Below are 19,134 nucleotides of genomic sequence, written 5' to 3'. Positions count from 1 at the left end.
GTTAAATTCATACGTCGATTTTTCGAGACACAGCCCTCTGGCACGCGCATGATATGGGCAGGGAGGAAAAGCCATGCGCGAATTGCCAAAGAGCATTGACGCAGATGTTGTAATCGAAATCAGCAGGTTGCTCGACGACCGTGCGAAGTCGGCACCAGTGCCGGTCCACAAGCTTGCCTCGATGATCTCGAATAGTGTCGAGACCGATCTGCCGACAGCTTCCATTGAAGAGTTGATCGTTGAAATGGCCATGACCCGCCAACTTCCGATGCTGTTCGATCTACCGGGGGCGGATGCAGACAACGTCATATCGATCGCCTTGGCGCGCGCCAGCTGATCCGGCTGAGGGACGTTTCTGCCGAGTGTGATTTCAAAGACGCGGATCGTTCCCATCCTGCTCCAATTCGCCCGCTGGCTCCGACCGGCGGCCTTTTACTGCGTCGCCAATGATAATCGTCATGGGCAATAATCGTCGCGGGCAATCCGCTGCTCGGGAACATGTGGTGTCCAGTTGCATTTCCTCTAGACAACAAAGGAGGAATCCATGAACTGGGATCAAATCAAGGGAAAATGGATGCAGTTCAAAGGCAAGGTCAAGGAGCAATGGGGTGACCTTACCGACGATGACCTTGATCGCATCGAGGGCAATCGTGACCAACTCGCAGGCCGCATTCAGGAGCGGTATGGCATCGCCAAGGAAGAGGCAGAGCGCCAGATAGATGATTGGTCCAGAAGCCTCACCTGAGCGTTCAGAATCAAGGCTGCGCCGTCGATTGGTGCAGCCTTGACACCGTCCAAAGCCTGCCGCTCCGAAATGGGCGGCGGGCGACGTGTAGGCGGCGGTGGCGAGGTGATCTACGCCACCCGCCGCTCCAGGATTTTCGGAACGAGAGCTAGCGCGCCGATTGTCTCTTGGCCTGGGCGGCGACGGCCGTGAGGAAAGCCGTTGCGGCAGTATCGCACGCCGCTCGGGACGGGCTATAGGCGAAAAGGATCAGCTCGGCAGCCCTTATCGTAAGGCCATGTTTTTCAGCGAAAGCAGCTATTTCGTAAGGCTTGTCGTGGTCTATGGCCAGACCGTAGTCTTCGTTCATCTTGCTTCCTCCCGTTTGCGACGTTCCTCGCCTTGGCCCCTCCTTGGCGCAAAGATTAACTTCCCTGGCATTGAGAGAGTCTACCAATTGGAGATTGCAAAAGGCTTACGGTGCACGATCGCTGCTTTTTTTGGCGGGCACGCCCCAACGGGACCCAAGAGCGGCGGGCCAGTGTGCATGGTCACTTCGGCGATAGCATGCCGGCTTGCTCAATCCGCCTGATAGAACCCGTGTCGAGGCGGAAGCCCCCATTTTGTCTGCTGCACATCGAAAAAGATTATATGATTGCGCTGATATCGCAGGTGGTCGAGGCAAGCCAATGCCGATCTTTTCAGTCAAGCACACGACCGTCTATCGCTACACGCAACCGGTGACGTTCGGCGAGCATCGGCTGATGTTTAGGCCGCGTGATAGTTTCGATCAGCGACTTCTGGATCACGCCCTGTTCGTGGACCCCGAGCCGAAAGAGGTTCGCTGGATCCATGACGTTTTCGGAAACTGCGTTGCGGTAATCGACTTCAAGGGCTCGGGTGACGAAATGCGTTTCGTGACAGATATTCGGCTCGATCACACGCCGCAGCATGCGCCTGATTTCCGCATCGATGAAGCAGCGCTCAGCTATCCCTTTTCCTATGATCCCGATGAGGCAACCGACCTCACCCAAACCATCGAGCGCCATCATCTCGATGACGGCGACGAGATCGGCAAATGGGCACGACAGTTCGTGAGTGCCAAAGGGCACACCGAGACGGGCAAATTGTTGATGACGCTTTGCTACGCCATCCACGAGAGCTTTGTGTATTCCCGCCGAACTGAATCAGGGACGCAACCGCCTCTCATGACCTTGCACCTGCGTCGAGGCACATGCCGCGATTTTGCCCTGTTCATGATGGAAGCGGTTCGTTCGCTCGGTTTTGCCGCGCGTTTTGTGACTGGCTATGTCTATGTGCCGAACCGCGACAGTGCTTCTGTCCTCGGCGGCGGTTCGACGCATGCCTGGTGCCAAGTCTATTTGCCTGGCGCGGGTTGGGTGGAGTTCGACCCCACCAATGGCATTGTCGGCAACCGGGATCTGATCAGGGTGGCTGTGGCCAGGCATCCTGGGCAAGCCATCCCTCTTTCCGGAAGCTACTGCGGCAGCGCGTCGAGCTTTCTCGGCATGACGGTGGAGGTCAAGGTGGTGAAGGAAGCCGGGACTAACATAATTAGTATCTTCTAATGTGTTTCGGTTCGCGGCAATCCGGAGGTTGCTCGCCGGTGTCGGTCGTGATTTTGCACATCTAGCAATCACGCTGCCGTTGCATGCACATTCCGGCGCGATACTGCACCGGCTATCTCGGCGACATCGGCATACCGATGCCATATCCCATGGATTTCAACGCACGGTTGCAAGCCTATCTCAGCGGTCATTGGTTCACCTTTGATGCACGGCTTAACCAGCCTCGCATAGGCAGAATCTTGATGGCGACGGGATGTGATGCGAATGACGTCGCCATCTCGACGAGCTTCGGTCTTTCCCGGCTCACCCGCTTCGAAGTCATCACGGAAGAAATCCAAGCCGAGCCTGCTGGCAAGCGGCGCTAGAGCTTCGTCGGTCCCTATGGTTCTGCATGCTGCCTCAACGCCAGAAGCGCCTCGTGTTGACAAAGGCGTCGTGCGCTTTCGCGGCGTCCTCAAGAAGCTTGGATTTGTCTTCGGCGCTGTAGAGATCCTTCGCCCCAGCCACCTCCGAAAGCTCCAGCGCTGCCAGCATATCGGGGGCGGTGGCGATATCGTTGAGGCTTCCGAGCTGATCCTGCAGGTCCTTCAGGGCCTTGATGAACCGTCGATGGCGTTTGGCTTCCGTCTTGTTGTTGTAAAGCGGCTCGAAGAACTCCGCCGCATAGCGCAGTTTCTTTGCGGCGATGCGCACTTTATGACGGCTCTCGTCATCGGCATCGATGAGGTTGTCGCCGTCCTTCGCCACCTTTTTCCGAAATTTATCAAATACCATCGAGGCGAAATCCGTTGACGACTGCACGTGCAACGTTTCGTCCGATTGGGTTCGCCAGCCCTCGATGGAGATCCACTCGGTGGCATCGATCATCAAGGAGCGGGCGCGCGTTGAGGAGAGCGATGCTTCGACCGCCGCATAGGCCTCGTCGCGTGCTTCACGAAGGCAGCTTGAAAGAGCCTCGCTCGAAGCACGGTCGATCATCACGTCGATATTGCGCGCATCGCCAAGTTCCGAGGTAAGCCATTTGAATTCTTCTCGCAGGTGGTCGAAACGGCTGTCATCGAACAGCGACTTGCAGATCGAGAATAGGGAGCGCAACCGTCGCAGCGACACCCGAGCTTGGTGCAGGGCCTCGGCATCGCCGGACCAGCCCAGCGCCGCCTCATTGAGACGAAACTGTCTGAGACAAGCCGCGGCGATGCACGCGAAAGCCGTTGCTGCGCTCATGTCGGACGTGAGCGGGGTCGGAGCCGCTTTCGCAGCACCGGGCGCCGGGCCAAGCAGACGATAGCCCCGTTCCGCTTTGCTCATCACCCCGAGATGCGCCGGCGTGATCAGGTCGACTTTCCGGGCGAGCGCGAACAGCGCTCTCGGTGGGCCCGCCTTCTTTTCCAACTCGATCTCACAGAGCGGCGACTCGCGATCGGCTGCAACGACCTTGCCGATATCCAAAGCGACCTCGACCGTGGCGTCGTCATCAATCACATTCCAGGAATGCCGTTTGACATGAACCTCGAACAAGGGCGCGAGCTTTGAGCCAGCCCCTGCAAGCAGGTCTCGGATCTGCGGATCGTCAAGTATCGGTGCATCGCCGGCGACCGGTCGCTCCCATTCCTCGCGTGTGAACGATCCGGCCGCGGCGCCATCGCCGGCTTTGACGGTTTGTATCCGTTCATTTCCCGATTGCCGAATGCGAAGCGACAGGCCGCGCTTGGACAGATCCCATCCGGGGGTGTCGAAATAGATGGATCTCTGCTGAAGAATGGTGGGCGAGGATCCGAACGGATTTTTCTTCAGGAGCGACCCTGCACCCGACCGCGAAAGCTCGAGCTTCAGTTCCGTTTCCTGCATGATGGCCTCGCGCAGCGTCGCTTCACGGTAATCGGAGGGACCCCACCGCATGATGGGTCATAAAACTGTCACAAACAACCGCCCGCCTCGACCAACTGCGGCCGGACCTCAAGCCGGCGAACGACAATGCGCGAGCCGGAACCACACTTCTCAGTCCTCGTTCATCCGATGATGCAGGAGAAGGACACAGAGATGGCTACCAAAGAAAAGAAAGAAAAGAAGGAGGCGAGCCGCGTGGTGCAGGGGCAAGAGCTGGAGGTAGAGCACCTGACTGAAATTACCGACGTCTCGCCGAAACAGGCGCGCGCTTTGTTGCGTAAACATGGTGCCGACTGGACCAAGCTCAAAGACGAAGCCGAAGATTTGAAGGAAGACTGAAACTCTCGGCGCGGCTTCTTCTCTCTGTCTCTCCGCCCCATTGCGGAGCGGCACGGCCCGGCCTGGCTGGTTAACGCCCTTCTGGCGAAGGGCTGCTTTCGCCCGTATGAGACAGCCGGCCAGCCGGAACGCGCGCTGTCGAGGCTCCCTTGTAACGTGAATTTATTGTCAGCTAATAAAGGCGCTCTGCTAAACTTGCTAGTGGGGAGCCAAGGACGGAGCGTTCCCAATGGATGCAACCGAATTGCAGGCGATCAGCGACACTCTGATGCGGATCGTGACGCCGGATATGACGCCCAAGCAATTGATCAAGGCGACACGGAAAGAGCACCCGCACGCGTCAAAGAAGGACATCGCCCGAGCCGCGTTCTTTTCGATTATCGCCAACGCCGACCAGGACCATGGAAAGGTCAAAAACTTACAGGCATTCGCCATAGCCGAGCGTGTAGACGACGGCCCTTGATCGGGAGCATGGCGCTTGCGTCCAACCAATGCCGATAGCAATCCGCGACCAACAGATTGAGGTTTGCCGCGACATGATCGCCTGGGAAGCGTCACACGATTGGGGCGATGCCGTTCAACTCGCGCGTTTCTCTGTCGATATCATTGAGGAATACAAGAGCCTGATCGCCACGCTGTATGATCTGCTTGGGGTCGAGCGTGAGGCCGGAAAAGCCCCATCACAGAAGAGATCCAAGCCGCGCTTGAGAAGGCGCCGGCCCGCCGCACCTTTCGGTATGACGGGCTTCAGCGTGAGGGGTCAAGTCAGTCGTAGACCTTCACAATCTTGCGGGTACCTGGCTCGACCAGGACGGTTCGGCCGTCGATGACGACGTAGCGGTACTGAACGTCCGGCACCTCGTAGAGTTCGACTGTTTCGGGCAAAGCTGTGCCGATGTTGAGCTCCACGCCGGGAAGGCTGAGTGATGCCACCGGTTTCTTTTTCACGTATTCGCGGATCACAATGTCCTGCTCGGGTTGAATAATGACGTCCTGAGCGGCGGCGGCGCTGACACCAACGAGCAGAAGGATGCCTGCCGCAGCCGATGTAAGTTGCTTTCCCATATTAGCCTCCGAGCAACCTTCAGCTGCGGTGCTTGATTGCTGCCGCCACGGGTTGCTTACTACCTGAACGGTGCGGAGCAATTCTTGGTTCCACTGATTGGTGGGGACGGTTTGTTTTGTTGATCGGTATCGGGCTGCCCTGCATCATGGCCGGCTACTATTACGCTTGGGACAAACAAGTTTCACGAAAAGTGACGGGCAGGCTGCAGAGCGCGAACTGGTGCTGGGGTCAATTCTATGCGGGATCCTGCTACAATTCCGTATGGCCGCTCGAATAGTGGTTATCCTGGCGCTTCTTGCCGCCTTCGCCTACGGATTCGCAAAACTCGTGGAACGTTATGGCGACGCTAGCGACAAGCCCTCTCCGTGTGAAAAATGGCCACACCCTGATTGTCCGGTCCCAAACGCGCCTCCTCAGGAAGAAACCAAGCCGTGAGCAGGCGCGTTCGCGGGCGGCCTCATGCCATGCGCCCGCAGCCGCCCCACCGGTTGCGTCAGGTTAAATGAATGCGGGATTAAGTAAGCCTCTAATTTCGCTGCGGAAATGGCAGACTGTGAACCTGCGACCCATCGTCCCGAACGATGTGCGCTACCAGCCTAGTTCCGCCGTGAGAGACCGAGGCGACTGCCCGAAACCTTAACGCCACACTGCTGCTACAGGCGTCTAGGGGGCCGCATCGAAATCGATCGCAAATCCCGCGTCGATGGCGCTTCGCGCAATGAGATCGCCAATTTGCCAATCCGTGAGTTCGCAAAGCGGAAACATCTTCCTCACGGGGCTGGTCACTTCGAATATCGAAACGCTCGGCTTGTCGACATTATCGATCAGGTAGCGGACAATCGCTTGCCGAACATCCAATGAATTTGGCTTCTGCATCGGCGCGGACATTTCCGGCCTACGAATGGAGCCGTGATTCTAGGCCGTCGGCTGTTTTGGCGTCGAAGGTGACGGGCACGCCGTGAACCACGCATGCTGCCGCCAGCATCTCCTCCAACTCGTGGTTAGTGGCCTTGCAAGCCGGCATGAGTGTTCGAATGGCGCGGATCGCCTGTGCGATCGAGAGATACCGAGCCTTGCCTCTGGAAAGGACATAGGCCTCCGCCGCCCCTTCAACCGTGACTGTGTGAAAAGTGTTGCTCATCAACAGTTCCTCCCTGCCAACCAATACGACTTTCGTCTAACATGCGGCGGCCTTCAAGCTTATGTCTGATATCGGACAATCAGGCGGAGGCTAAAGCGCGTCGCGTTTGACCGGCCTCATGCGACGCGCTTTAGGTTGTTGTTTTTATGCATGTCGTTATCGCAAAACCGCTGCACACTTTTGCGCGACATGCATTAGCCGAAGTGACGTTGCTCCTCGTCGCCGTAGGCACCATGTGTGAGCTTTATCATTCCGGCACGGTCGACGATTGTGATCTCGCCGCGCCTGGCGTGAACCAGCCCCCGATATTCAAGCATTTGGAGGGCGATGGTGACCCCGGGGCGCCGAGCGCCGAGCATGGTCGCCAGAAATTCATGCGTCAGGTTGATTTTATTTCCTTCGGTCCGGTCGTGGACCATCAGCAACCAGCGGGCCAGCCGTTCCTCGATTTTGGAATGGCCGTTGACCAGTGCCGTCCGGGACGACTGGACAAGGAAGGCGTGGGCATAGCGAAGCAGTGACGCGCGAAGGGACTGGCTCTCTGCAATCACAGGACGAAGATTTTCAACCGGCAGGCACCAGCCATTGCCTGCGACTTGGATATAGGTCTCATTGGGAGAGCTGTCTTGGCCGAGAATGACGGCAACGCCTGTCATCCCATCATAGCCAACGATCCCGACTTCACTTTGCCGCCCTCCAGTCATGGTGGCGACCACGGAAGCGATACCAATCTCTGGAAAATAAACATGCTTGATCGGCTGATATGCAACCTCCAGTTGGGCTTTGATACCAAGTTCGACACGATGCATTGACGGCCGTAACAGCGCGAAATCCCCCGGGGAGAGGGCTTTCAATACATGATTGCGAGGAAGGGACTGGGGCACGGCTCTCTCCCGGACGGGCAAGAGCACGTACCCTCTCACTGTCGGCTGCATCCGAAGCACTGGCGGCCGATATCGAAGCATAGGCTTCAAACGTGCGATTGGCAAAACCTTCGCCACCCGCGGCCGAGCTTAAAACAGAGACACGGCCCCGACAGCAGTCGATCCGGCCCCCTTTGCGCATCCCTGCGCGCTCGCTTCTTCAGCGGCAGAAACCTAGCGGACATACTGAGCCGGATTTGTGCCACAACCGGGGCGCGCAACCCTGCGCAGCTGGGCACAGCGCGGCATCGAAGCCCTTCTAGAAAGCCTTGGTAACTGGTGCTGCGAGAGAGGATTGAACTCTAATCGAATTCAATGATTTCAATGGCTTATGCACTATTTTGTAACATTGTTACGAGCATCGCCATGGACCAAAATCTAGCGTCCGTCAGTGGAAAACCCCAGCCCGCCAATCACGCATTGGACTACGTCGTTGAAGCCCTAAAGGCCATGGTCTTGGCGATAATCGGGCCGACCAGCTAGGACGCAAGAAGCAATTGCCGAACGCCGCCCGATATTCAGTTTTGCGAAAATCCGCCTTATGTGCTCGCGCACGGTGTAGCCGCTGATGCCGAGTTGTCTGGCTATCTCCTTGTCCAACTTGCCGTCCGAGATCAAGAAGGCAATCTGGAGTTCGCGTCGCGTCAAGATCTCAGCTGGCGAACCCGGCAGGCCGGAGGAAGCGGCGGGCCCACCGTCCGCATCGTAGATCAGATAGCGCGTCCCGGCACACATCATGTGGCCTACAGGCACGCGGAAATGCGCATTAGCACGCGCGCCGCCGCGCCCGTCATTGTCCAAATCGCGGATTGCGATCAATGAATGGCCGTTCACAATGAAGCTGGACGTGTCTCTCGCCTCACTAGACTGAGACGAAGGATTTTCGTCAGCGACATCGGCGAGCTTCCGCAAATTCTCGGCACGCATAGACATGGCCGAACGCCTTGGTTGGCAGGAAAATCACTCAACGCACCGCCCGGGTGCCCCAATAATATCATCGCACCGCCGAAACCCCCGGCGCGACCACTATTTAATGCTGCACTGATGCCCTTATCATGAACTATATCACCTCCCGGAATATTAGCACTCCAAAAAGTCAAATCGAGCTCGTCACTTTCCTAGCCCGAAACCGGCAAGGATCGAGCGTAGAAGGTCCGGTGTGATCCTGACGCCACGGTTGAACAATCCGGCGGGAGCAAGCGGCACACCAGGTCGGCAACCCCAGGCCCCTCCCGAATGGGGCCGCGGGCCGGCCGTGTGAACCGCGAGGACGAAGGGCGCGCCGCCCAGCTGGCGATGAATCCAGACAGGCGCGCCGCTATGGCCCGGGCAGGTGTCGACGCTGTAGAAGAGCTGCCGCGTGGTGATCCGGTCGAGGCGCTCGGAATGTTCCCATTGCGTGCCCTCCGGCTTGTCGGCCGGATAGCCGGAAATGTGGAGCAAGCGGGAAGCGCGAAGCCTTTCAATATCCTGGCGGGACGGCGACCACAGCCGGAAGAAGCCGGGCGACGGCGAAAACGGCCGCTCCAACTCGATCAACCCGACATCGTGCAGGGCCGACGGGCGGCGGCGGTAGGGCGGGTTGACGCGCCATTGCTTCGCCCATTGCCAGCCAAAGGGCCGGGCGTCGCTGGACGCGCGGCCGGGCGTGACACGGATGCGCACCGCAAGATTGGGAAGGCCGAGGCGCTGCCGGATAGGACTGGTTATGCAATGTGCCGCGGTGAGCAGACGCGTTGGCGAAATCAGGAAGGCAGTGCAGCCTGTCAGCCTGCCGTCGCCGAAATCACGTTCGATGTGGCAGACGGCGCTGTGCGGGAAGCGGTTTGTATGCGCAACCCTGGCGCGGCCGTCGGTCGGCCCGACCACCGCATAGTCCGCCTCGTCGGCCAGACGGTCGAGCGCGAAAGGGAGCTCACCGAATAGTGTCATTTTTCTGGCCCTGGTTCGACCTCAGGGGGATCGATTCCCGAGGGCTTGTCCTTCTCGAACTCGGCCGCACTGGCTTGGCCTTCATCGGTTGGGTCAGCAGGCGCTTCCCAAGCTTCATCAAGGCCGAGCATGTCGCGCAGGCGCTCCATCAGCCGAAACGCTTCCTCGCCGCGGCCGCCAAGATAGGCTGTCGCCCGGTGCATGAACTCCTCATCAGAGCGAAACGGTGCCTCTGCCTCGGCCGCCGGTGCCGCAGCGGCGCGCGGTGCCGGCGGGCGAAGGGCCCTGACCTCCTCCAGGACGATTGCGTCGAGATTGGCCCATACGGACCTTGAACGAGATGCGATCTGCCCGTGCATCGGGACCTCCCTTGGTTCAGCGGATCAGGCCAGTTTCATCGAATGTGGTGCTGTTGGGGTCATAGAGCAGCGGCCGCTCCCGGTCCTGCAGCCAGCCCTCATAGTTTCTCGCCCGCCGCGGATGCATGCCTTGGCGGGTCAGGCGTGCGGCCTGGACCAGAACCTGACCCGGCGGCAAGTTGCGAATCGCGGCGTTGACCTTGGGATCGGCGCGGCTCGGCTGCCGGTAATGCTCGATGATCCGCTGCGCGATCGAGCTGTTGGCCTTGGTCATGCCGATGCTCAGCGGGCGGTTTCGGTCGATTCCGGCGCGGGTGATGCGGTAGACCTGTGGCCCGGTCGCCAGGAAGGGCCGCAGCAGCGAATCGACGGGGTCACCGCGGCCTACGGCAGCCCGCGCCGCGTCGATGGCAGCCAGCGAGACCGGCCGCGTCCAGCCGCGCCAGCCGGGCAGTTGCCGTCCAGCCGCCCTGGCTGATGTCTGGCGGCGTGCCGGCCGGGCCCGCCGCACCGCTGCCTCGTCGAAAGATGCACCGCCGCTGCAGCCCCCACAGCCGCAGCTGGGGAAATGCCGGCGCCTGACTTCGACGGCGCGGAACGGCTGCCGCTGCCGGCAGCGCGCACAGCCGCAAGGCCTGGGATGACCGACCGCCTGGGTGGCCTCCTCGACCAGCGCATCGAGTTGTTCGTCAAGATAGGACATGCCGGCTCCCTTCCCTGTGCTTCTTCCTATGCTTCTTCGCCTGTTCCGGGCGCGGTCAGCCAAAGCCGGTTTCAGCCCTGGCGCTCGATGCCATCGCCCGTTCGCGCAGCCGCGCCACCGTCCGTTCCCTCTGCTGGACTGTCGGCAGCGGAAACGACGGCCGCGCCGGCTGCAGCGGGCGGATGTCGAGATAGCGGGCGATATTGGCGTCCGGCGACACTTCGAGTTGCAGCCGCGAGGCCGGCGCCGAAAGCAGCGAAACGACGCCCGGACCATGGCCGGCGACGGTGCTGTCGCTGTGGACAATGACCCCCACCGACACATGCCCCTCCAGCCGCGACCGGCCGTAGCGGTTGTCAGCGTCCATGATGCCGACAATGTCGCCGAAACGCAGCGAGCCGAGCTTGTAGCGCCGCACCATGCCCGGATCCGACATCTGGATGTCGTAATCGCCGCGAAGCACATTGTTGCGGCCAAGGCCTGAGCCCATGACACGGGCCGGAATACGGTGCGTCACCTTGACGTGGATGCGGCCGTTGCGCTCAACCGGCCGCCAGCGCGCCAGGAGGCGCGGCGAGCAGTTCCAAATTGCCACGTCGGGATAGTCGGTCAGGCGCAGGCCAAGCCCGTAGGCCCAGACTTGGACGCGGTCGCCGATCGCCATCTGCCGCATTGCCGGAACAGGAAAATCGATCAGCACCGTGTCGACGCCGCCATGCTTGCCGGTCACCACGCCACGTGCCCCGGCGGCGCGACCGGTGGTTACGATGGCATGGTTGCCGACACAAGAATAGCTCTGCAGCGCCTGATTGGCGTCGTCCGGGCTACCGCCGGCGGCGCGCGCCTCGTTGCGTATCGACACCGCCGGCTCGACATGGTCTCCGGCGAGGCCAACGCAAGGGTCACCGACGCGGTGGTTAAGCACGATGCCACCGGTGCCCGGCAGCGAGCGCGGCCTGCCATCATATCCGATGCGCCAGGGTGTTCCCCTCTCGGTCGGTGAGGCGACCTGGCCGGCGACGCTGATCATCACCAGGTCGCGCGCATTGGTGCGCAGGCCGTGCGTTGGATTGAGGCGGGGCGGGCTCACGCTGCGGCCTCCGCTGCCGCCAGCTCATGCCAAAGCGCGCAGGCATTACGCCACGGATCATCACGCGTCTCGTCGTCTTGGCCGGCCGGGTCTTCCAGCGCCCAGTCGGTTTCGGTCCAGCCGTCGGGCAGCGCCAGTATGACCGGCGCCACGATCTGCACGATTGCGGCGCTGCGGCCACTGGCGGCAAGCGGAGCCAGCGCCGGCCAGAATGCCGGGCTGGACCAGCCTGGAAAGGCGCCGGGGTGGTGCTTTGCGGGAAATTCCAGCCTCTCGAGATAGTCGCAGAGCGGCGGCCTGCCACTGCCCGCCGTGCCGGCCATGGTCAGTATGTAGGCGCTGTCCGGTTGCAGGGCTGCCGAGAGCGCAATCACGTCGCGGGCGCACTCATCTAGCGGAGCAGCGGTGCCGAGCTGGTCGCCGAGCCTGGATTCGAGTGCCGCGCAGCAGCCTTCGAAGCGCGGCAACAGCGCCGTTTCCTCGCGTTCGGGCAGCGCGCTTTCATATTGCGCGTCGCCGATCCAATGCACCCGCGACGACAGCCGGCCGTTCTGCCAAGCACGCCGCCATGGTTCGAGCTCCAGCGCCAGCTCATTGAGGCAGGCATCTCTCGTTTCCGGACTGAGCCAAGAGCCGCCCATCTGGTCCGGCCGGTGGCGATAATATTCGTCATTATCGAGCAAGGTGTAGAAGCCGCGCGGCAGCCACACCCGCGCGGACTGGGAAAGCACCACGGTCATCAGCAACCCCATCGGCGACAGCGCCAGCGGCGCGTCGATGACGATGTTCGGCGGCTTGGGCGCGAAGCGCCCGGGAAGAGAAAGATGGTGGTCCATCGCTGACACTCTTCATCCCGGCGAACGGTTCAGGCTGCGATGCGCGAGGCGGTGTTTCGGTTGAGTCCATACGACCAATGCACCCGGTCGCCATCGAGACCCGGGAAACGCCGCCCTTCGCGCGTCAAGCGGTAAGCTGCCAGCCAGGCATCGGCCTGGGAGCCCATCTTCTTGGCGTCGGCATCGAATTCGGCTGGCGTGATCGTCGTGCGGAAATCGTTCTCGGCGATATACTGCAGGACCCGGCGTCCCGCGTCCGCCATCTTGGCGCGCTGCGACATTTCGGCGGCGCCGCCGAGGTGCCGGTTAGCGACGGCCTCGATAACGTCCCATTTGGTATTGGCGTCGAAGGACTTTTTGATGTCTGGCGCGTCGAACAGTTCGAAGATCTGCTGCACATACTGTCCGGTTTCCCGGGTCAGGGCCAAGATGTTGCCGTAGCTCGAGCGGTCGAGATGGTAGCGTAGGTCGGTGCCGACGCGCTGCACCGTGGCTAGCGCGGCGAACGGTCGATCGTTGATCGAGGCCGAGCCGCGAATGACCTGGCCGATGGTCAAGTCCTGGAAATACTGCGACATCGCGTTCATGAAGGCGACCAGCATGAAGTGGAAGCTGCGGTTGACGATGGCTCCTGCCGGCACGGGGGCGCGGCCGTAGTTGAAAACGCGGCGATAAGCGATCAGCCGGTCGCGGCGCTTGTAGCGGATCGGCCGCCACTTCTCGAGGATGTAGAGCCCGCGCGCGCCGGGGCCGCGCTGAATGCGGATCTGGCCGTTCTGGAACAGCCGCCGCAGCACATCAACCACCTGGAACAGCTTCATGCGGTCCATCTGATAGATGTAATAGAGTTCGGCCGACGCCTGCAGCTGCGGCGGGATGATCGATTCGTCGAAGTCGTTGCGCAGCAACGGCATCTGTAGCGAATCGAACGGCTTGATGGGCCCGTCACCGAAACCGACCAGATCGGCGAAGCTGGTAGTCGTGGTGCTCGACGAGCGTGCGAGCAAATCGCCGTAGCGATCCTCGAATTCGCTCTCGAAAGCGGCGCGGTCGGCGGGCGACAATCCGGACAGCTCGTCCCTGAAGAAGCGCTGGAACAGCCGCTGGATGACCTGGTTGGATTCACTAGCCATAATCAGACCTCATCTTGCTCGAATTGGCGGCTCATGCGCTCAGGCTGTTGGGGTTGGCGGTGGTTGGGCGCTTGACGGTGTGGACGAGGCAACTTGGCTGTCGTTGATCGCTTTGAGGACAGCCGGTGCCAGCTCGAAGAAGCGCGCCAGCTCGCCGTCCGTGACGACAGCCGGGAGGCCTGACGGCACAGGATCGACAGCACGCACCTGATCGATGAAATCCTGGCGCCGGACTTCCAGCGGCTTGCGACTGTTGAACTTCACAATGTCTTGCAGAGAGTTGAATTTCGCCAGATTGAGCCATTGCCCCGCACTGGTGCGGCCAACGATGTCACCGCTAGTGTCGACCGCGGCAGCGTAGAGGGCAGTGACATTGTCCTTGTCGCGTAGGCCGAGCGACTGCACGGTCCCGTGCAGCTCGTTGAGGGCATCGCCGATCGCGGTCAGCTTTTTGTCGAGCATATCGGCGCTCGGCTGATTGGCTAGACCGGCCGCCACGGCTTCGACCCCCATGGCCAGCCGGTCGAAGCCCGGCTTTCCCGGCCCGTCGTCATGAAGGCGGTCGATCGCGTCGGCGACCTTGCCGACAGCCGCCTGGTTTCCCATGCTGCCGGTGTCGACCACGTCTGTCAGCCGGTCGATCGATTGCGGCGTTTCGGCTGCCGCCTCGAAGCGTGCCTTTATCCCGGCATGGAATTTGTTGACTGGATCATAAGGGAAAGCGATTTTCGCAGCCATTGTTCTGCTCCTTTCCGACCGGGCTCAGGCCGACCAATAATCGGGACGGTTCTGTCCCATACTCGCCATCGAGCTTGCGATCGGTGATGGCATCTGGACCGGGTTCGGCAGGCTGGCACTGGAACCCAGCGAGTTGTGGAGGACTGAGCGGATCATCCAGCGGATTAGTGATCGGTTGTCTTGGAAGCTGAAGACATCCAGATCGCTTTGCGGCGTCAGGGAACGCACGAGGCGCTCGGTCTGGTCTTCCGCCTGGTAGGCGATGCGCAGCTCGCGGACCATGAGCACTTTCAGATCTGCGTGCCAGGCCCCTGGATTCAGGCCGCCAAACGGCCTGAGCAAGTCATGGGCGAGTTCGTGGAGCTTGTCCTTCAGCTTAGGGCTGAAATCGCACGAAAGCACGGGAACTCCCTTGGCCGGGTAGATCAGATTCAGCACCGCGTCGATGGCAAGGCCGACGGCCGTGGCCCGCCTTTCCTGGTCGCCGCGACCGTCCGGATCGGTGCCAACTGCATAGAGATCGATCGCCCTATCCACCAGGAACAGTATGTAGTCCAGCAGGACCTGACACTTGACATTGTCGTCGTCGCAGCCGCAGCCGGCGAAGCAGTCGACCTGCTCTAATAGCACGCCGCGCGCGATAGTCAGGTTCATCAGCCGGACGGCGCCCGTGTCAGGGCCGCCTGCGCCATAGAGGCCGTAGACGATGATCGGCGGTCGCGCGACATAAAGCAGCCGCGAGCTGCCTCGCGAGACGAAGGCATCGACAAACAGCTGCAGGCTCGACACGAACGTCACTAGCGGCGGCGATTCCGGCGACCTCAAGGTGATCGGCAAATGGATCGGAACCTCTGAGCTCTGCCCGAACTGGATCAGGCGCTGGAAGCGGTGAACTAATAATGCGGACGCGGTGGATAGTTCACGCAGCCCTTCGACGCTCGCCCCGGTCGAGAGGTCGACCAAGTCGTCCATCGCCTGCGACAGCGCGCTTTCCTCCAGCAGGGCGCGCAGATCCGCCTGGCCGCCGGCCTCCAACTGCTGCACGAGGTTACGGTAGGATTCGATTCCGCGCGGCCAGTCCTCCTGGCCGAGAGAGGTCTCGACCGAGCCGGTCAAGGTGCGCAGCGCCATGATGACGGCGTTGCGGCGCGCCTGCAGCTCGCCGGCCGCCGAGCGCACGATCGAGGTGCTGCGCGTGATGCCGTTCGAAGCCAAGCCTTCACCGATGGCGACGAGAATGAGGGCAGCCAGGACATCGCAGCTCTGAGCAAAGCGTCGGAACAGGATGGCGCTGCCGTCGGTCAACGTGCCGACATAGCGCGCAAGCCGCGAATATTCGCCGAGCTGACGGCGCGCCGACATGGCACGGTCGTGATTGACCGAATCAAGGGCGAGCCGGGCGGCGGCCAGCCCGTCATTGGCGATCTGCCTGATGGCGCGGCCCCAGCCGATCATCTCGACGCGGATATCCTTCAGTGGCGAAGAGGTCGAAAGCGTCTGCAGGTCGCGCTCGAGGTCGTCCTGCGCCTGCGCCAGCTCGACCGAGGACGGGCCGGTGTTCTGGGCCACGGGCACATAGTCGGGCACGCTCGAATAGGGCAGGCCGGCGCGCTCGCGACGGTCCCGGTCCGCCTCCTCCGGGTAGAAGTTCAACAGGGCATTGGCGATCTGGTTGGGATCGCGGGGATCGCTCACGCGCAGCGTCTTGCGCAGCAGATTGTCCACAGCGACAGTAGCCGGAGAGCGGAATTTCGAGACCGAGTTGGCGGCGGTTGGGATTGCGTCGACCATGATTCAGTTCCTCATGCAACGAGTGCGGCTGGGGACGGTTGCGCAGTGGGCCGTCGGTTTGCCTGACGCTGGGCCAGGTTTCTAAAGACGAGCGCGGCAATGGCGTCCGGCTCTGCGCCGGCCTCCAGCGCGAAACGGCTGGCCGACACGAGAAAGCGGGGCGGCAGATCGGGCATCCGTCCCGCCGCAATCAGGATTCCGCCTTGGCGGATGCGCGCCTCGTCGGCCCGGCTGAAAGGGATGGCGTCGGCCAGCGCATGCTGGCCCAGCCCCCGTCGCGGCTGGTAGGCGATCTCGTCAACCACGGCCGGTATGACGCGCGGCACCGATGCCAGCAGCACCGGCGGCAGCCGGTGGCCTCGGGCCGGATTGTAGAGGCTGCGCCAGACCCGTTCGGCGCGCCTTGCCTCGTCGGAGAAACCCATGCGGCGCAGCATCTGCGTCAGGATGAGGACGCGGATCCAGCCGGTCGGGTGCGCCCCGCCGGGACGATAGGTCAGAGCGCGCGCGCCGGGATGGGCGAGAAACTCCATCATCCCCCAGACCGACGCCGTCCCGCCGAGAAGCAGGGCGGCGAGGTCGGCGAAGATCTCCTTGTGCCAGCGGCGCAGGATGGTCACAACCAGCGGATCGAAGCGCATCGAAGCCAGCCGGTTGGCGACCGCTTGCGCGTTCTCCTGCCAGAGCCCCATATCCGCCTGCAGATTGTGAGCAACTTCATGAAGGAAGACCGACTGCCAGGGATTGTCGCGATCCCACGGCACCCGGATAACCGGGAACGGATTGCTGTCGCCGAGCAGGCGGGCAAGTGCCACGCCGCGGCGCTGCGTGGCTGGAGAATAACCATGTTCCAAATAGGTCAGCGGCTTAAGTAGTGGGCCGCTGAACACGCCAGGCAAGGCCGCGCGGACGACCGCATAGCAATCGAGCGCGATCTCGTCGTGCGCGGCAAGCGCCGGCGCGAATGCCGATCCGCGCTGCGACATGACTTCGAAGAACATGCCGAAAGTCCTGCGCAGCCGGTCGACGCTATGGTCGAGCATAGCCATCTGGGTAAGGGCATGTTGCGCCGTCGCCGGCGGCCAGCCGCGCTCGATCTCGACGATCCGCCTGTTTATGGCGTTGCCGATGGCGGCCAGCCGCTTGTTGGCGGCGTGGAAGTGAGCCCGGGACGGCGCGTAAGGCAGGTCTTCGGGACGAAGGCCGATGCGCCGGGGCGTCAAACGGTTCAGGCGCTGGGCGCGGGCCTTCAGGGCCCGCAGCTTGGTATCCAGGAATCGCCTGGTCGAAGAACCCGTGCGCATCGCCGCGATCCTTCTTCTTGCAACGACTGTTCTTGCAACAACGGCTGTTAGTTGGGCCGGATGGTGATGCTGACCGGACCACGGATCACAATACGTCGTCCGCGCCCTTGGCCATATCCACCTGGACCGCCCGGCCAACCGCCCAAGGCTCGGCCAGCGCCTAAGGCACGCCCGGCAACACGCGCCAGGTTGCGTGCGGGGGCCATGCCGGCGCGAACAGCCGCCGCAGTGCGGCGCACGATCTGGCGCCCTCTCTGTAAGGGCAGAGTGAGTTGCCGGCGAAGGCCATGTCCACGGGCCGCGACACGACGCGCGGTGCGCGCCAGCACCAGCGGCCGGACGGAGGCCGGTGTGCGGCGGGTGACGGCGGTGCGGCGAACGCTGTTGGCTATGCGAGGGAGCGCGCGGATCGCGGTCGGCCCGCCACGGTTCACAAGCTGGGTGGCGGCGCGCCGCACGGTGCGAACCGCCTGAACGCGCGCGGCTGCCGGCATACGCGCGGCTGCCGGGCCAAGCACCCGTCTCGTGGCAAGTCCTGCGACCAGGGGAATGGCGGCGCGGTTGCGGACCGCGAGCTCCGCGAAAGCGTCGAGCGCCTCGTCTTCGGAAGCCTCGTCCGCCATCAACTGGCCAACGACATTGGCGACACCGCCGATAGCGGTGCCGACACCGGGAATGAGACTGGCGACGGGCGCGACTGCGCGTGCGATGCGACCGATGGTGGGAGCGGCACGCCGGACGGTGCGAACGACGCCGCGAATGCCGCGGGCAATGCGGCGGAAGAATTCGTCGCTGTCCTCTGCCGCAAGCGCATAGCTCATGGCCTGGTCCCAAGCGTCGTCGTCAGATTCATCGCCTTCGTCGAAGCTGTCGCCTTCGTCGAACTCGTCGCCAGCATCGAATTCATCGCCGGCGTCCATCTCGTCGAAGCCCGAGGCCTCGAATTCGTCGCCTTCGTCGAACTCGTCGCCTTCGTCGGCGGCTTCGAAGCCATCGCCTTCGTCCATTTCATCGAATTCGTCATAGCTGTCGGCGGGGCCTTCCGCTTCATCAAAGGCAAGGTCGTCGAACATCGATTCGTCATACCCGTCCATCTCGAGATCTCCTCTTGAGCGATCGGCCCTCAGGGGAAAAAGGACCAAAGCGATAAACGCCAATAAGGATATTCGTCTTCGTGATGATGGCTCACAAGTCGGCAGAAGCAGGTAGCTTAAAGCTGGTCGCCAATCTCAACGACTGTTCAAACAAGAAAACTTCTGATTTATGATATGGATATATTCAGTTTTAATTGATTTGTGCGGATACACTTTAGATTTTTCTAACGGACAACTCGTTAACAACGGGGCAATGTAGGGACCGTTTCTGGATTTGTGTATCCCTTGTCCGATCAATCAGCTTTCCAGAAAAGCTGGCTTACAGATAGCAAGTGGCGGAGCCATGTCGGTGCCGATGTAACTTTCTCCCAGCTAATCCAAAGGGAGAGGATTGAACTCTAATTCGCGTCAATGAAATCAATAACTTGCAATGAACTTTGTAACATTGTGACAAACATCTAAATGATCTCAATCAGTAAGTCGAA

Annotated in this window: 22 protein-coding genes and 1 pseudogene; 6 read left to right on the top strand and 17 right to left on the bottom strand. The window is 61.4% G+C overall.

From position 1 onward, the window contains the following. The first annotated feature begins 73 nt into the window (after nucleotides 1-73). Together AC0L14_RS29910 and AC0L14_RS29905 are read left to right on the top strand one after the other, a co-directional pair. The gene (locus AC0L14_RS29910; protein WP_029348484.1) at nucleotides 74-337 is read left to right on the top strand and encodes a hypothetical protein; all 264 of its coding nucleotides are present in this window, start codon (nucleotides 74-76) and stop codon (nucleotides 335-337) included. 207 nt (nucleotides 338-544) lie between these two features. Further along, entirely contained in the window at nucleotides 545-745 is a 201-nt protein-coding gene (locus tag AC0L14_RS29905; protein WP_473751643.1) for a CsbD family protein, read from the top strand. Between the two features lie 148 nt (nucleotides 746-893). Here the strand turns inward: AC0L14_RS29905 and AC0L14_RS29900 are convergent, their stop codons facing one another. Beyond that, complete coding sequence (locus AC0L14_RS29900; protein ID WP_473751642.1) at nucleotides 894-1,094, bottom strand: hypothetical protein; 201 nt, start codon at nucleotides 1,092-1,094, stop codon at nucleotides 894-896. Between the two features lie 319 nt (nucleotides 1,095-1,413). Here AC0L14_RS29900 and AC0L14_RS29895 point away from each other — a divergent pair, with 319 nt between their 5' ends. Beyond that, nucleotides 1,414-2,313 (top strand): transglutaminase family protein, encoded by a 900-nt coding sequence (locus AC0L14_RS29895; RefSeq protein ID WP_473751641.1) that lies wholly within the window; start codon nucleotides 1,414-1,416, stop codon nucleotides 2,311-2,313. Nucleotides 2,314-2,347: 34 nt separating this feature from the next. Further along, nucleotides 2,348-2,678, top strand: a pseudogene (locus AC0L14_RS29890) (transglutaminase-like domain-containing protein); the annotation flags it as partial. Between the two features lie 34 nt (nucleotides 2,679-2,712). Here the strand turns inward: AC0L14_RS29890 and AC0L14_RS29885 are convergent. Further along, nucleotides 2,713-4,161: a CYTH and CHAD domain-containing protein gene (locus AC0L14_RS29885; RefSeq protein ID WP_123150783.1), complete on the bottom strand. Its 1,449-nt coding sequence runs from the start codon at nucleotides 4,159-4,161 to the stop codon at nucleotides 2,713-2,715. Nucleotides 4,162-4,287: 126 nt separating this feature from the next. Between AC0L14_RS29885 and AC0L14_RS29880 the strand changes: the two genes are divergently transcribed. Together AC0L14_RS29880 and AC0L14_RS29875 are read left to right on the top strand one after the other, a co-directional pair. Next, the gene (locus AC0L14_RS29880) at nucleotides 4,288-4,539 is read left to right on the top strand and encodes a hypothetical protein (protein WP_473751640.1); all 252 of its coding nucleotides are present in this window, start codon (nucleotides 4,288-4,290) and stop codon (nucleotides 4,537-4,539) included. Nucleotides 4,540-4,768: 229 nt separating this feature from the next. Then, a complete protein-coding gene (locus AC0L14_RS29875; RefSeq protein ID WP_473751639.1) occupies nucleotides 4,769-5,002 on the top strand; it encodes a hypothetical protein in 234 nt (77 codons plus the stop codon). Between the two features lie 302 nt (nucleotides 5,003-5,304). Here the strand turns inward: AC0L14_RS29875 and AC0L14_RS29870 are convergent, their stop codons facing one another. The 15 genes from AC0L14_RS29870 to AC0L14_RS29800 form a co-directional block, all read right to left on the bottom strand. Then, on the bottom strand, nucleotides 5,305-5,604 hold the full coding sequence (locus AC0L14_RS29870) for a DUF1236 domain-containing protein (protein ID WP_123146637.1): 300 nt from the start codon (nucleotides 5,602-5,604) through the stop codon (nucleotides 5,305-5,307). Between the two features lie 664 nt (nucleotides 5,605-6,268). Beyond that, on the bottom strand, nucleotides 6,269-6,493 hold the full coding sequence (locus tag AC0L14_RS29865; protein WP_473751638.1) for a hypothetical protein: 225 nt from the start codon (nucleotides 6,491-6,493) through the stop codon (nucleotides 6,269-6,271). Nucleotides 6,494-6,500: 7 nt separating this feature from the next. Beyond that, nucleotides 6,501-6,746 carry a hypothetical protein gene (locus tag AC0L14_RS29860; protein WP_473751637.1) on the bottom strand — a complete coding sequence of 82 codons (246 nt, stop codon included), beginning with the start codon at nucleotides 6,744-6,746 and terminating at the stop codon, nucleotides 6,501-6,503. Nucleotides 6,747-6,940: 194 nt separating this feature from the next. After that, nucleotides 6,941-7,630 (bottom strand): Crp/Fnr family transcriptional regulator, encoded by a 690-nt coding sequence (locus AC0L14_RS29855; protein ID WP_473751636.1) that lies wholly within the window; start codon nucleotides 7,628-7,630, stop codon nucleotides 6,941-6,943. Between the two features lie 480 nt (nucleotides 7,631-8,110). Then, a complete protein-coding gene (locus tag AC0L14_RS29850; RefSeq protein ID WP_473751635.1) occupies nucleotides 8,111-8,602 on the bottom strand; it encodes a response regulator transcription factor in 492 nt (163 codons plus the stop codon). A 177-nt stretch (nucleotides 8,603-8,779) separates the two neighbouring features. Continuing rightward, entirely contained in the window at nucleotides 8,780-9,601 is an 822-nt protein-coding gene (locus AC0L14_RS29845) for a trypsin-like serine peptidase (protein WP_473751634.1), read from the bottom strand. Further along, nucleotides 9,598-9,960, bottom strand: coding sequence for a hypothetical protein (locus AC0L14_RS29840; protein WP_473488567.1), 363 nt, complete (start codon nucleotides 9,958-9,960; stop codon nucleotides 9,598-9,600). The genes AC0L14_RS29845 and AC0L14_RS29840 overlap by 4 nt, the downstream gene beginning before the upstream one ends. 16 nt (nucleotides 9,961-9,976) lie before the next feature. Beyond that, on the bottom strand, nucleotides 9,977-10,663 hold the full coding sequence (locus tag AC0L14_RS29835; protein ID WP_473488566.1) for a hypothetical protein: 687 nt from the start codon (nucleotides 10,661-10,663) through the stop codon (nucleotides 9,977-9,979). Between the two features lie 55 nt (nucleotides 10,664-10,718). Continuing rightward, entirely contained in the window at nucleotides 10,719-11,753 is a 1,035-nt protein-coding gene (locus AC0L14_RS29830) for a DUF4438 domain-containing protein (protein ID WP_473751633.1), read from the bottom strand. Then, nucleotides 11,750-12,589 carry a hypothetical protein gene (locus AC0L14_RS29825; protein ID WP_473528165.1) on the bottom strand — a complete coding sequence of 280 codons (840 nt, stop codon included), beginning with the start codon at nucleotides 12,587-12,589 and terminating at the stop codon, nucleotides 11,750-11,752. Before AC0L14_RS29825 ends, AC0L14_RS29830 begins: the two co-directional genes overlap by 4 nt. A gap of 29 nt (nucleotides 12,590-12,618) precedes the next feature. Beyond that, nucleotides 12,619-13,722: a hypothetical protein gene (locus tag AC0L14_RS29820; protein WP_473528166.1), complete on the bottom strand. Its 1,104-nt coding sequence runs from the start codon at nucleotides 13,720-13,722 to the stop codon at nucleotides 12,619-12,621. A gap of 39 nt (nucleotides 13,723-13,761) precedes the next feature. Further along, nucleotides 13,762-14,460 carry a hypothetical protein gene (locus AC0L14_RS29815; protein WP_473528167.1) on the bottom strand — a complete coding sequence of 233 codons (699 nt, stop codon included), beginning with the start codon at nucleotides 14,458-14,460 and terminating at the stop codon, nucleotides 13,762-13,764. 24 nt (nucleotides 14,461-14,484) lie between these two features. Beyond that, nucleotides 14,485-16,251, bottom strand: a complete 1,767-nt coding sequence (locus AC0L14_RS29810) for a hypothetical protein (RefSeq protein WP_473751631.1) — start codon at nucleotides 16,249-16,251, stop codon at nucleotides 14,485-14,487. Nucleotides 16,252-16,262: 11 nt separating this feature from the next. Beyond that, entirely contained in the window at nucleotides 16,263-17,555 is a 1,293-nt protein-coding gene (locus AC0L14_RS29805) for a hypothetical protein (protein WP_473528169.1), read from the bottom strand. 47 nt (nucleotides 17,556-17,602) lie between these two features. After that, on the bottom strand, nucleotides 17,603-18,649 hold the full coding sequence (locus tag AC0L14_RS29800) for a hypothetical protein (protein ID WP_473751630.1): 1,047 nt from the start codon (nucleotides 18,647-18,649) through the stop codon (nucleotides 17,603-17,605). Nucleotides 18,650-19,134 lie beyond the last annotated feature (485 nt).

The sequence above is a fragment of the Mesorhizobium sp. WSM4841 genome (assembly GCF_055811515.1).
Note: the sequence above shows the minus strand (reverse complement) of the source record. Positions and strands in the feature narration are given on the sequence as shown.